The sequence below is a fragment of the Pantoea sp. X-Soil-ISGK-355 genome (assembly GCF_059730805.1).
In genome coordinates, this window is the sequence record NZ_AP035971.1 from 2,145,116 (window position 1) to 2,158,442 (window position 13,327).

Annotated in this window: 10 protein-coding genes; 4 read left to right on the forward strand and 6 right to left on the reverse strand. The window is 54.3% G+C overall.

Features of this window, described 5'->3' with window-relative positions:
- Nucleotide 1: 1 nt before the first annotated feature.
- From sapF to AC6I8J_RS09940, 3 genes are all read left to right on the forward strand, one after another.
- A complete protein-coding gene (sapF, locus tag AC6I8J_RS09930) occupies nt 2–805 on the forward strand; it encodes a putrescine export ABC transporter ATP-binding protein SapF (protein WP_161736802.1) in 804 nt (267 codons plus the stop codon).
- 141 nt (nt 806–946) lie between these two features.
- Nucleotides 947–1,735, forward strand: coding sequence for an enoyl-ACP reductase FabI (gene fabI / locus AC6I8J_RS09935; RefSeq protein ID WP_090960651.1), 789 nt, complete (start codon nt 947–949; stop codon nt 1,733–1,735).
- Between the two features lie 217 nt (nt 1,736–1,952).
- The gene (locus AC6I8J_RS09940) at nt 1,953–3,062 is read left to right on the forward strand and encodes a CMD domain-containing protein (protein WP_222925424.1); all 1,110 of its coding nucleotides are present in this window, start codon (nt 1,953–1,955) and stop codon (nt 3,060–3,062) included.
- A gap of 5 nt (nt 3,063–3,067) precedes the next feature.
- On the opposite strand, the gene AC6I8J_RS09945 is transcribed toward AC6I8J_RS09940, so the two are convergent.
- The 6 genes from AC6I8J_RS09945 to AC6I8J_RS09970 all read right to left on the reverse strand — a co-directional run bounded on the left by AC6I8J_RS09945 (nt 3,068) and on the right by AC6I8J_RS09970 (nt 10,745).
- Nucleotides 3,068–3,964 (reverse strand): LysR family transcriptional regulator, encoded by an 897-nt coding sequence (locus AC6I8J_RS09945; protein ID WP_161736805.1) that lies wholly within the window; start codon nt 3,962–3,964, stop codon nt 3,068–3,070.
- Between the two features lie 921 nt (nt 3,965–4,885).
- Nucleotides 4,886–5,455, reverse strand: coding sequence for a DUF4142 domain-containing protein (locus AC6I8J_RS09950; protein ID WP_161736806.1), 570 nt, complete (start codon nt 5,453–5,455; stop codon nt 4,886–4,888).
- Between the two features lie 228 nt (nt 5,456–5,683).
- Nucleotides 5,684–5,869: a con-10 family general stress protein gene (locus AC6I8J_RS09955; RefSeq protein WP_260058288.1), complete on the reverse strand. Its 186-nt coding sequence runs from the start codon at nt 5,867–5,869 to the stop codon at nt 5,684–5,686.
- A gap of 683 nt (nt 5,870–6,552) precedes the next feature.
- On the reverse strand, nt 6,553–7,284 hold the full coding sequence (locus AC6I8J_RS09960) for a YoaK family protein (protein ID WP_161736291.1): 732 nt from the start codon (nt 7,282–7,284) through the stop codon (nt 6,553–6,555).
- A 143-nt stretch (nt 7,285–7,427) separates the two neighbouring features.
- Nucleotides 7,428–8,972 (reverse strand): methyl-accepting chemotaxis protein, encoded by a 1,545-nt coding sequence (locus AC6I8J_RS09965; protein WP_497825326.1) that lies wholly within the window; start codon nt 8,970–8,972, stop codon nt 7,428–7,430.
- Nucleotides 8,973–9,158: 186 nt separating this feature from the next.
- Nucleotides 9,159–10,745, reverse strand: coding sequence for a PTS transporter subunit EIIC (locus AC6I8J_RS09970; RefSeq protein ID WP_161736293.1), 1,587 nt, complete (start codon nt 10,743–10,745; stop codon nt 9,159–9,161).
- Between the two features lie 261 nt (nt 10,746–11,006).
- Between AC6I8J_RS09970 and AC6I8J_RS09975 the strand changes: the two genes are divergently transcribed.
- Complete coding sequence (locus AC6I8J_RS09975; RefSeq protein WP_161736294.1) at nt 11,007–13,310, forward strand: FdhF/YdeP family oxidoreductase; 2,304 nt, start codon at nt 11,007–11,009, stop codon at nt 13,308–13,310.
- The last annotated feature ends 17 nt before the right edge of the window (nt 13,311–13,327 follow it).

Here is a 13,327-nt window from a genome sequence, read left to right on the forward strand (position 1 = left end):
CATGGAGACCCTGCTGGAAGTGCGCAACCTGAGTAAAACCTTTCGCTATCGCACCGGCCTGTTCCGCCGCCAGCACGTTGAAGCGGTGAAGTCGGTCAGCTTTACCCTGCGCGAAAAGCAGACGCTGGCGATTATCGGTGAAAACGGTTCCGGCAAGTCCACGCTGGCGAAGATGCTCAGCGGCATGATCGCCCCCACTGAAGGTGAGATTCTGATTGACGACCATCCGCTTACCTTTGGCGATTACGGCTATCGCAGCCAGCGCATCCGCATGATTTTTCAGGATCCCTCAACCTCACTCAATCCACGTCAGCGCATCAGCCAGATCCTGGAGTTCCCGCTGCGACTCAATACCGAACTCACTGCGGAAGAGCGCGAAAAACGCATTATCGCTACTCTGCGTCAGGTGGGATTACTGCGCGATCATGCCGGATATTATCCGCACATGCTGGCACCCGGTCAGAAACAGCGTCTGGGCCTGGCGCGCGCGTTGATCCTGCAACCCAAAGTGATTGTGGCCGATGAAGCGCTGGCCTCACTGGATATGACCATGCGTTCCCAACTGGTGAATCTGATGCTGGAACTGCAGGAGAAACACGGAATCGCCTACATTTATGTCACTCAGCATCTGGGCATGATGAAGCACATCAGCGATAAGGTGCTGGTGATGCATCAGGGCGAAGTGGTCGAGCGCGGCGGCACGGCTGATGTGCTCGCCTCCCCGCTGCACGATCTGACCCGACGCCTGATCAGCAGCCATTTTGGCGAAGCACTGAGTGCCGAAGCCTGGCGGCGCGAGCGCTGATTTTTGCTGCATATCGCGGAAATTGCGGGCCGATTTACCTGATTTATGAGAGACGTGCTAGAATCCGCACGTCGATTAACGTCGGTCGCTTACTTTTTAACCATGCGGCCGCCAACTACAATGACCATAAGGATTACAGCTATGGGTTTTCTTTCCGGTAAGCGCATTCTGATTACTGGCGTTGCCAGTAAACTTTCCATCGCCTACGGTATTGCACAGGCGATGCACAAACAGGGCGCAGAACTGGCTTTCACCTACCAGAACGACAAGTTAAAAGGTCGTGTGGAAGAGTTTGCTAAAGATTTGGGTTCAGACATCGTGCTGCCATGTGACGTAGCCGAAGATGAGAGCATCAAATCGCTGTTCACTGAACTGGCAAAAACCTGGCCGAAATTTGACGGTTTCGTTCACTCTATCGGTTTCGCCCCAGGCGATCAGCTGGTTGGCGATTACGTGAATGCCGTTACACGCGAAGGCTTTAAAATCGCGCATGACATCAGTGCTTACAGCTTCGTCGCGATGGCCAAAGAGTGCCGCGAGATGCTGAATCCAAATTCTGCGCTGCTGACCCTCTCTTACCTGGGTGCTGAACGCGCGATCCCGAACTATAACGTCATGGGTCTGGCGAAAGCGTCGCTGGAAGCTAACGTGCGTTACATGGCAAACGCGATGGGCCCTGAAGGCGTGCGTGTTAACGCCGTTTCTGCCGGTCCAATCCGTACCCTGGCCGCATCAGGCATCAAAGATTTCCGTAAGATGCTGGCACATTGCGAAGCGGTTACCCCGATTCGCCGTACCGTTACCATCGAAGATGTCGGCAATTCAGCAGCATTCCTCTGCTCTGATCTGGCTGGCGGCATCACCGGTGAAGTGGTACACGTTGATGGCGGCTTCAGCATCGCCGCAATGAACGAACTGGAACTGAAATAAGTTCTGCAAGGGCGAGCCTGGCTCGCCCTTCTCAATACGCCCGCCTTGCCCTTCCCGCCTGATTTCGCTGCCGTTATACCGTAACGCTATTAATTATCACCGATCATTCTTTTGCCCCGGACGGCCCATCAGCGACGATAAGCCTGCCCTTCGGTTAATGCACATTTTCAGATTGTGCCGCCTGCATGCCGAACCTGAATTTGTAAAAGGATTGATCATGGAACAACGCCGCTATCCGGGCCATAACCACTGGTTTTACGAGAGCCAGACCAGTCCACGTACCGCTCAGGCCGCACCGCTGGTGCCAGAGGCCGCCCATATCGACGATCGTTTCCTCCTGGGCTGCTATGCCGATAACGCCGTGGTGCAGTCATTGCTGCGCACGAATCAGCCAGCCCTGCTGGCAGCACGCGATCTGGCACAGCTGCTGTTTCCCGATCGCGTTGTTACCTCGCTGACGCACACCTTAACGCTCTACGACCGCCTCAGCACCGCGCTGACCGTGGCGCAGGTCGCAGGTGTACAGCGGTTGTGTAATCACTACTCTGCCCGCCTGAATCCGCTGCCCGGCCCTGACTCTTCGCGCGAGAGTAATAACCGCCTGACCCAGATTACGCAGTATGCGCGCCTGCTGGCGATGCAGCCTGAGCTGATTAACGCCAGTGCGATCACCGCTCTGGATGCCGTAGGCCTGACCGAACCCGATATTGTGACGCTGAATCAGGTGATCGGCTTTGTCAGTTATCAGGCCCGCGTCGTCGCCGGATTACAGGCGCTGCAGGCCCAGCCGGTACGCTGGTTACCGGGCACCACTGCCCCATCCGACGCCGACGCCACCGGTTTTGACCAGCCTGCCCACTGGCAGCCCGTGCTGAAGCCGCTGGAGCTGCGGTATGCCAGTGCCGAGCAGCTCGCTGCCGTTACCCGCTGTCAGTCTTTGCCCGGCATGCAGGATGCGGTATGGCTGCTGGTTCACGACCCGTCGACGCTCTATGGCTGGGCGCAGCTGCGTCAGCATCTCTCGCAGGAAAACACCCTGGCAGAGGCGACCGCCGCCCGTATTCTGGGCAGTCGCTGGGCGTTCCGGCTGCTGGCCGGGAATGAGGTTTTAATTGACGGTGTGGACGGGGTATCTCAAGGTGAAGAGCAGCAGATTATTGCGCTGGCAGCGCAGCTGACCCGCTCTCCTGAGCGATTCAGCGCGGCTCACCTGCAACCGCTGATGGAGGCGGGCTGGGAGCCTGAGGCACTGTTCGCGCTGATTCAGCTTGTCGCGATAGGAAACTGGAACAGTCGCCTGTTTTACGCCCTGGGCGAAGCGCAGTAGCCGGGCTAAACCGGCAACAGACCACGTGCTTCGTCAAAAAAGTGCTGAGCCAGCGGTGTGGCTCGGCCAGGTTCGGCGATGACCAGCGCCGCCTGCCGCGCCATCGGCGGCAGCGTAATGGCGCGCTGCTGTAATCCCTGTAATGAAGCGGGCAGCAGATGACCGACCGGCGACACCAGAAGCCCCAGACCGACCTGTGCACACTGCATCAGCTGCATGACAGAGGCGCTCTCCACGATAACCCGTGGCACCAGCGTCGCTTCGCGAAAAGCCATATCAAGATAACGCCGGAAATAGCGCGTCGGCTCCGCCAGGCAAAGCGGCTGCTGTGCCAGCTCGTCCAGCGTAAGCGGAGTTTCTGCCACCAGCGCCGGGAAATGGTCGGGATGGAATATGGCTTCAACGCCCCGATCGGCCAGCATCTCGGTCTGGAAATGAAGCTCCCGTAGCGTCGCCATTTCGAAAAAGCCAATACCGACATCCACGGTGTGGCTGTTTAACGCTTCCAGCAGCTGGTCAGCACTGAGCACCGCAATGCGATAGTCGAGTTGAGGATAGCGCGCCTGCACGGCTTTCAGCAGAAGCGGCAATGCCACGCTGCACTGCGGCACTACGCCAACCCGCAGCGTACCGTTCACCCCATGTTTCAGCGATTCCACTTCCAGCTTCAGTCCCTGATAGACCGAAACAATTTCCCGCGCCCACGCCAGTACCCGATCGCCCTCTGGCGTAAAACCGGCAAAGTTATTGCTGCGGTTAATCAGCGGCAGGCCCAGTTCGCGCTCAAGATTTTTCAGGCGCATGGAGAGTGTGGGTTGTGTGACAAAACTGGCTTCCGCGGCCCGTCCGAAATGACGTTCCCGCTCCAGGTTACACAGGTAAATAAGTTGTTTAATGTCGATGTTCTTTTACCATCAGTAACTTACAGATTAATATTTTAGAGGGGCATACTTTTATGCACTAAGCGATGGATTAAAATTTAACTACCCTCTTACTGCCATTATTACGTTTATATTATGCCTAATGCAGTCATGCTTCAAACTGGCAGAGACCCGACCCGTCAGACAGTGAGTCAGTAAAGCTCCTATCCTGTTCTGCCTGAGCCTGTTGTAAAGCAGAGCTTCCGTCTACACTTTCCCGTAGCGCTCATGACATCAGAATAAATTAATTTGAAAACAAGAAGATATGATTCAATTCTGTTTAGCCGCTCTCACAATTGGCGCATCTGTGGATACAAAGAATTTCTCTGCAGTGATTGATTTGTGTCTGATTAGTTAAAATTCGATGAGGTTAAGAATATTTATGGATGAAGTCGACCAGGCTCAGGTGCGTGAAGAAGCGCATCTTTCCGCATCTCTTGCAGCCCGTAAGCCAAAATTCAAAAGTCTCAAGGATCTCAAGGATTAAGCATGTGATGTAAAGATGAAGCTGTGGTAGCCAGCACTGCGGTCTGTTCAGTTGAGTGCGATGAAGACTATCACAAGTCTCGTCGGGTACAGAGCCAGCTTACAGGCGAATAGCCATCCTGTAGCCCTTCTTAACTCAGGTCTGGCCGAACTTCTGGTCAACAATGCTTTAGACGCGTTCCGGCTCACTACCAGACCTGGAAATGGACACGGTTGCGACCTTTATTTGATAGTCATGGCGGTCTTCTGCTCACACGTGGCGTCAGTCCGGCCCACTATAAAGACCTCTCTGGAGAGACTTAAGCATGCAGAAAGAGGCTAATCAGTCGATATTTCCAGCCAGCGCTGAAAAAGGCGTCCGGTCAGCAACACGGTGTTCACCGGACGGCTTCATTACGCATTAACCGGTTAATCCGGTTACATCGCCATATGCTCGGCAGATTTCAGATGCTGCTCGACTACAGGGGTATGTTCGTCTGCCAGTGTCTTCACATCCGGATCTTTTATCTTCATGGCATCACTCTTCAGCGTCGAAAGCACCATCTTATGGTCCATTACGCCTGCGTTTTCCATATACATTTTATCAAATGCGCCACCGCTCTGCTTTTCCAGTTTATCGGCCATGGCCTTGTGTTTAGCATCCGGCTCAGCAGGCAGTGTCACGCCTTTTTGTTGCGCAACCGCCTTAACTTTTGTCAGGGCGCTACTGTGATCATCGACCATTTTCTGAGCAAAGATTTTGACGTCAGCGCTTTGTGTTTTACTCAGCGCAATTCTGGCTGCGGCAACTTCGTTAATGTTGGCCTGCGCCATATCTTTCAGCGCTTTTTCATCGCCCGCGCTGAGCTTACCTTTGGCAACGGTCTGCTCTGCATTCCCGCCCTGCGGGGCGCTCGTCTCAGTCTGGGCCTGCACGCTGACAGTGCTGAACAGGGTGACGACTGCCGATATAGCCAGCAACCCTTTGAGGGAGTGATTCTTTTTCATTATATTCTCCTTAATATCACGAAGAGATCGATGGCAGATAACGCTCTTTATCATCGACGTGAAATAACAAATGTCATGGTCCATAAAGTGGACCTCCGATTTTAAGAAATCAGTCAGAATGTTGTTCTGCCACTGAATGGCTGTAACTTACGCAAACAGACAATAAAAAAGCAGGCACAAAGTTTCGGACAGAGCACCTTTCAATTAAACCTGACGCCGTTCATCAATTTAAACACGGCCTTCCTGTGTCTTACCCCTTCGACTGACTGAGCCGCCTTTACGGCCGGCCTCAACCGCCCTCTCAGGGTTATTTTTGAAATTTCCACTGCTGGCCTTCCCTCCTTTACTTCCTGCTTCCGCAGCACGCTGTGGATTTTCTGCAAAATTACCTGCCCCGCCCCGATGATTTGTCATATTTTTTCCTCATATATCATTTTAAATAGGGTTTACTCATTAAGCATGGTTGCCTTTGCAGATAATCACAAACATAAACAGATAATTGCAGCAGAACAAAAACATTAAAAATGTCTTCCGCTCCGCTTATAAAGAATTTTTATCTATCATAAGCAACAGCTTCGGAATAAAGCTTGTACAAAAAACCCACTCATTGTACAACTTAATTTAAGTTTCTTTTGAGATGATTCTTATGACCCACTCTTCTGTAACCGGCATTTTAATCAGTTATTATCAGTTTATGAGCTGGTATAAGGGGTCTGCAGAAATGCATGAAAACCAGAGCGGGATAATTTCGACAAAGACAAAAAATAAAATACTGGCATGACCGAACGGGCCATTAACTCAATGATTTATTGATTTTTATATGAGCGTTCAAAGATAAGAAGGAACGCTGACGGGCAGGCGATATTCTCTCAGTTCGTTTTCCAGTTAATCATTGTGTCATGCCGATGTTAATTATCCATGAGCACATTTAAGCGTGTTTGTGCTACTGATTTGGTGGCAGCATTAACCAGAATATAATGCTTATTATTATCCTGCTATAGCTCAGCTCTTTAACCACACGGTTCATCTGCGCTGGCGGAATGATGCAATCCGGATTTGCGCAATCCTGATACAAGCAGCAGAGATAATTGTCTGGCTTAATTAAGTATGCCCTTTGATTTTACTGGCCTGGTAAAGATGGCGTTCAGCGCCAGACAGAGTAACCCGGCTCCCACCGGCAATAAAAAATCATAGCTGAGCAATCTGTAAAGCCCTATACCGGCAATTCCGCCAACCAGAAACGAGAGCAGTGTCAGGCAGTGCAGCCGCAGCCGCCCCAGCCAGATCGGTGCATCTTTCGGTGATACTTTGCGCCGCAGCACCTCAAACAGCATCGCCAGCTCGATTCCAATATCGGTCGCCGTACCGGAGACATGAGTGGTGCGAACGCGGGCATTGGAGATGCGCGTTACCACCGCATTCTGCAGCCCCATCAAAAAACTCAGACTCAGGATCAACACTACACCGGGCGACAGCGGCGGAAAGTGATTCTCAATTATGCCCAGCGTAATCAGCGCGATGCCCTCAATCAGGATAACGAAGGCATAGATAGTACGGATATTCCTGCGGTGCCCGGCATTAATCATCAGCGTTGAAAAAACGGAGCCCGCAATAAACAGCAGGACGATAGACAGAAAAAACAGGCCCGGCCCGAGACTGGCTTTTGCCAGATGATCGGAAAGCAGCGAGACATTTCCGGTCATGTTAGCTGAAAAGAAACCGACAATTTCAAAGGCGGCGGTATTGAGCGCGCCTGCAGCAGCGGCAAGCGTGCAGGCCAGTCGGGTATCGGCGCTGTTGCTGCGGGCACTTTCTGTGCTGATTAGCATGACAACCCCGTATTCAGTGAAAAGCTGTATAATCCGCTCATTCTGCCGCCGTCACAAGGCGCGGAATCAAACATGCTCTTCTCTGCCTGACGAGACGCATCACAGCATCCCGCGCTGCATAGACGCAGCGCGGATGAAACCAGTTAGCTGTTTGCCAGACGGAAGGTGGAGACCGACTGCGTCAGGTACTGCACCTGCTCCTCCAGCGAGGCCGACGCCGCCGCAGATTCCTGAACCAGCGCCGAGTTCTGCTGGGTGACGCTGTCCATCTCGGTGACCGCCTGTTCAATCTGACCGATGCCGCGACTCTGTTCATCAGATGCGGTAGAGATGTGCTCCATCAGCAAATTCACGCGGCTGACTGAGGAGATAATCGCGCTCATCGCTTCGCCCGTCCGGCTGACCTGATCGGAACCGGCGTGGATGATGGAGACAGATTCTGCAATCAGCCCCTCAATCTCTTTGGCTGCGGTAGCACTGCGCTGGGCCAGATTACGCACTTCCCCTGCGACTACCGCAAAGCCACGTCCCTGCTCACCCGCACGGGCGGCTTCGACGGCCGCATTCAGCGCCAGAATGTTCGTCTGGAAAGCGATACTGTCGATAACGGTCGTGATCTCTTCAATCTTCTTCGAGCTGGCGTTAATCAGCGCCATCGATGTCACCACTTCCTGCGAGACTTTTTCGCCGCTTTCCGCATTTTTCACCGCTTCACTGGTCAGACGACAGGCTTCAAAGACGTTTTCAGTGTTCTGTTTCACCGTTGCGCCCAGCTGCTCCATGCTGGCTGCGGTTTCCGTCAGCGCGGCGGCCTGCTGTTCGGTGCGCGAGGCGAGATCGATGTTACCCGCCGCAATTTCCTGCGAGGCGTTAGAGACTGAGCGGGTTGAATCCCGCACCTGCAGAATAATGGCAGTCAGCGCGCTGCGCATCTGCTCCAGCGAACCCATCAGCATCTGAATTTCACTGCGTGAACCCGGTTTCACTGGCACTGTGGCATCCAGAACGCCTGCCGCAATAAGCTTACAATGTTCCTGCGCATCATTGATTGGCGAAAGCACATAGCGCTTCATGAAGATGTAAATGGCGATGACGATGCCAAAAAAAAGCACGCCAAAGAGACCCAGCAGGGTAACACCCGAGGTGAAGTGACTCTGTGCGTCGCTGTTGAGCTTTTTGGCGTAGGTTTCGTGCTGCGCCAGAACACGGTCCAGAATGATTTCATACTGACGATCAAGGCGAACCACGGTGGCAATCTGATTTTTAAAGCGCACCTGATCGTGCGCCTCTGCCGCCTCGATCAACGGCTGTAAACCCTGCTGACGATAGGCCTGATAAGCCTGGCTATAGGCGTCGGCTTCCGCCTCTTCGCCCGGCAGACGCGGCGCGTTCATGTAGGCCTGGAATGCGGCATCCGCTTTACCCGCCACGGTCCGCACGCTGTCCAGCGTGGCGGGATTGCTGGCGTCACTGCCCTCAATCTCCTTCATGTACTCCATCAGACGGACACGCAGCGTACGGCTATGGTTGATCGGGTCAATCACCGAAAGCACCACGCGGATCTCTTTGTTGACCGCATTCAAAGAATGATTGCTCTGAATCAGCAGCCAGGTACTGATTGCCACGCTGGTAAGAAACAACGCCAACAGGAAGGTGAAGATAATCAGGGAGGACTTTTTTAACGACATCGCGAAGTTCCGATAATAAGGAGGATGAGTCGCTATATCGGCAGAAAGATGCGGCCCATTAGGGCTGGGCTTTTTTTAGTTACAATAAGCGGGACGGCAGCGATCTGCATATCTGCAGGAAGAGGTGCTAACCGCCCGCGAGCGCCGGACGGTTAGCGAAGTAATCACGTCTGAAGAGAACTGTCGTTACGCGACGCCCAGCGCCATTTTCACTTCGTTAGCGATCTTCTCAACCTGCGGGCCGTAGATCACCTGAATGTCATGCTCGCTGACGCGATTTACCCCGTTAGCACCGGTGCTCATCAATGTCTGATCGACCACCTGATTCATCTCTTTGACCCTTACCCGCAAACGGGTAAAGCAGCAATCGACATCTTCAATATTGGCCTGCCCGCCCAGCCCGCTGATGATCACCTGTGTCCGCTCATCCGCAGCGACCTGCTGCGGTTTCTCTTCCTCCGACTCGCGGCCCGGCGTCTCGACATGCATCCGGGTGATCACCAGCCGGAATGCGTAGTAGTAGATCGGCGCGTAGATTGCCCCCAGCGCCAGCGTCCACCACCAGTGGGTTTTCGCGCCGCCCAGCATGCCAAACACTATCAGATCGATGACACCACCCTGCACATTGCCGATCATCAGATGCAGCATCGACATCAGCATAAACGACAGGCCGGTCAGGAAAGCATGCAGCAGGTAGAGCACCGGCGAGACAAAGATAAAGCAGAACTCCAGCGGCTCGGTAATCCCGGTGGTAAATGAGGTCAGTGCGCCCGCCATCACCAGTGCTTTGACACGCTGTTTATGTTCGGGCCGCGCGGTGTGGTAGATCGCCAGCGCCGCAGCGGGCAGACCAAACATCATCACCGGAATCTTGCCCTGTGCCAGAAACTGCGTGGCGGTGCGCAGCGTCTCATCGGGGATAGAACCCGGATGAGTCAGCGAGGCATTAAAGATGTTGAGCGCACCGACAACGGTCTGACCATCGACCACCGCCATGCCGCCAATCGGCGTAAAGCGCACGGTTTCATTCAGGATGTGATGCAGACCGGTGGGGATCAGGATGCGCTCAAAGGCACCCAGCAAAAATGCGCCGTACTGCCCGCTTTTGCCAATCATCTGACCTATCCAGGCGATACCGTCACCAATAGTCGGCCAGATCAGGGCCAGTAGTACCCCAACCAGCGGCAGACAGACCACGGTAACGATTGGCACAAAACGCCGTCCGCCAAAGAAGCTGATCGCCGTGGGCAATTGCTGGGTATAGAAGCGATTATGCAGTACCACCGTGATCAGACCGGCAATCACCCCGCCCAGCACGCTCATGTTATAGGTAAAGACACCCAGCATGTTGATATATTCCGCTGAGGTCATCATGGCGGTGGTCTGATCCATCCCCGCCTGCTGCAGTGCTGCCGGTGTGGTGGTGGCGGCGGTGATCCCTTTGGCCGCCAGCGTCGCGCTGATACCGACGTTCATCACGATATAGCCAATCACCGCGGCAAAGGCGGCGGTAGGTTTTTCCGCTTTCGCCAGTCCGATGGCACTCGCTACTGCAAAGAAGACCGGCAGGTTAGCAAACAGCGCCCCGGCGACTTTGCGGATAAACCCAATGATTAACTGCGGCACCTGCATCTGCGCAAAGGCCTCGCCGGTCACCGCCGGGTTCTGCATCGCTGCCGCCAGCCCGAGGAAAATACCGGCGGCAGCGATGACCGAGATTGGCATCATCAACGCTTTGCCGAACGCATGAATCTGGCTGGTCAGCTGTTTCATAGATTTGTGCCCTCTCTGAGAGTGAACAGCAAGTATTAGCGCGTTGTGGTGAGAACTCCCGTTATCAGCCAGTTAAAGGCGAGTAAAATCTGACCACCATCACAAATCTGGCCGATGCACGATAAACGCCAGCTATCGCACCATTAAGTCAATCAATTAGACAAGGTATGAGGATATCTGCAGACTTTGTTTCACCATCAGGCTATAACCTGATAACAAACACCAAACAATAATTCCTACTATAAAAAGCCTGCACTCAATATGAAATTTAAACGCCAAATCAAACCCTACCGCGCGGCTGCGGGCGGCTGGGGTTCACTGGAAGCCACCACGCGTTTCGTTCTTGACAGCAAAGCGGCACTGAAAAATATGCGCAACCTGATGCGCATGAATAAAGCACGCGGTTTTGACTGTCCGGGCTGCGCATGGGGTGATGACAATAAAAGTACCTTCAGCTTCTGCGAAAACGGAGCTAAAGCGGTGACCTGGGAAGCAACACGCCGCATGGTCGACAGCGATTTTTTCGCGAAGCACAGCGTGACAACGCTCTATACCCAGAGTGACTACTTCCTGGAGTATCAGGGGCGTCTGACCCATCCACTGCGCTATAACGCGGAAACCGACCACTACGAGCCCATCAGCTGGGATGATGCGTTTGCGCTGATCGCGCAGCACATTAAGGCGATGGACCATCCGGACCAGATGGAGCTTTACACCTCTGGTCGCGCCAGCAATGAAGCCTCCTGGCTTTATCAGCTGTTTGGCCGCCTGATGGGCACCAATAACTTCCCTGACTGCTCCAACATGTGCCACGAAGCCAGCGGCACTGGTCTGAAGCGCAGCATTGGCGTCGGCAAAGGCACCATTCGCCTGGATGATTTCGACCACGCTGATGCCATTTTTGTCTTCGGGCAGAACCCTGGCACCAACCATCCGCGTATGCTGCACAGCCTGCGTCACGCTGCCGATCACGGCGCGAAGATCGTCACGTTTAATACCCTGCGCGAGCGCGGTCTGGAACGTTTTGCCGATCCGCAGAAACCGCTGGAAGTGGTGACCTCGAAAGCGGGCAATATCAGCTCCTCTTATTACCAGCCGAACCTTGGCGGTGATATGGCAGCGGTGCGGGGCATGGTCAAATCCCTGCTGGAAACCCATCGCGCGCGTCTGGCAGCTGGTGAAAGTGGCCTGTTTGATCAGACGTTTATTAATGCCAAAACCAACGGTATTGAGGCCTATCTCGACGCCGTGGATAACACCAGCTGGATGCAGATTGTGGCGCAGTCTGGTCTGACTCAGGCGCAAATCCGCGAAGCTGCGGCGATCTACCAGAGCGCTGACCGCGTGATCTGTACCTGGGCGATGGGCATTACCCAGCATAAACACTCGGTCGACACGGTGCGCGAAATCACCAACCTGCAGCTGCTGTTTGGTCAGCTGGGCAAAAAAGGTGCAGGCCTCTGCCCGGTTCGCGGTCACAGCAATGTGCAGGGCAACCGTACCATGGGTATTGATGAGAAACCGGCTAAAGCCTTCCTGGATGCGCTGGGTAATCATTTTGGTTTCGAGCCACCGCGTGCGCCAGGCCACAACACCGTTGAAGCGCTGAACGCGATGCTGCGTGATGAAGTCAAAGTGCTGATCGCGCTGGGTGGCAATCTGGCTGCGGCTGCGCCCGATTCACCCCGCACCGAAGAGGCGCTGTCACGCTGTGGTCTGACCGTACATATCAGCACCAAACTGAACCGCAGCCATCTGGTGCCGGGACACGAAGGGCTGATTCTGCCAACGCTGGGGCGCACCGAGCGCGATATCCAGGCGACCGGCAATCAGTTTATCACCGTGGAAGACTCCTTCAGCATGGTTCACGCCTCTGAAGGGATCGGTATTCCGCTGGCGGAAACGCAGCGTTCAGAAACCTCGATTGTTGCGGGTATCGCCCAGGCGGTGCTGGGCGATGAGAAAGTGAAATGGCGCGAGCTGGCGGGTGATTACAACCTGATCCGTGAGCACATTGCCGCGACGATTCCGGGCTTTGCCGACTTCAACGCCAAATGCGATATCCCGGGTGGTTTCTATCTGGGCAATGCAGCAGCGGAATTGCGCTTTAATACGCCAAGCCAGAAAGCGGAGTTCAACGCCTCGGCGCTGCCGACCTCGCTGTTCCCGACGCTGGATCAGGATGTGCCGTTCACGCTGCAGACGCTGCGTTCCCATGACCAGTACAACACCACTATTTACGGTCTTGATGATCGTTACCGTGGCGTGTTTGGTCAGCGTGAAGTGGTGTTCATCAACCCGGACGATATGGCAGATCTGGGCTTCACCGAAGGCCAGAATGTTGATATCGAAACGCTGTGGAATGATGGCATCACCCGTCGTGTCAGCGGCTTCAAACTGGTTCCCTACAATATTCCGCGCGGTAACCTGGCGGCTTATTACCCCGAAACCAACCCGTTGGTGCCGCTGAACAGCTTTGGCGATGACAGCGGTACACCGACCTCTAAATCGGTGCCGGTAAAGCTGGAACGCTCTGAGGCACTGGCCGATCAGCGCATCGCCTGATAGCGCCTTCGCCACTC

Bases quoted from the DNA above. Each gene is read 5' to 3' on its own strand.
- AC6I8J_RS09975 (WP_161736294.1), top strand. From the start codon at position 11,007: ATGAAATTTAAACGCCAAATCAAACCCTACCGCGCGGCTGCGGGCGGC.
- fabI (WP_090960651.1), top strand. From the start codon at position 947: ATGGGTTTTCTTTCCGGTAAGCGCATTCTGATTACTGGCGTTGCCAGT.
- AC6I8J_RS09970 (WP_161736293.1), bottom strand. From the start codon at position 10,745: ATGAAACAGCTGACCAGCCAGATTCATGCGTTCGGCAAAGCGTTGATG.
- AC6I8J_RS09940 (WP_222925424.1), top strand. From the start codon at position 1,953: ATGGAACAACGCCGCTATCCGGGCCATAACCACTGGTTTTACGAGAGC.
- AC6I8J_RS09965 (WP_497825326.1), bottom strand. From the start codon at position 8,972: ATGTCGTTAAAAAAGTCCTCCCTGATTATCTTCACCTTCCTGTTGGCG.
- sapF (WP_161736802.1), top strand. From the start codon at position 2: ATGGAGACCCTGCTGGAAGTGCGCAACCTGAGTAAAACCTTTCGCTAT.
- AC6I8J_RS09960 (WP_161736291.1), bottom strand. From the start codon at position 7,284: ATGCTAATCAGCACAGAAAGTGCCCGCAGCAACAGCGCCGATACCCGA.
- AC6I8J_RS09955 (WP_260058288.1), bottom strand. From the start codon at position 5,869: ATGACAAATCATCGGGGCGGGGCAGGTAATTTTGCAGAAAATCCACAG.
- AC6I8J_RS09950 (WP_161736806.1), bottom strand. From the start codon at position 5,455: ATGAAAAAGAATCACTCCCTCAAAGGGTTGCTGGCTATATCGGCAGTC.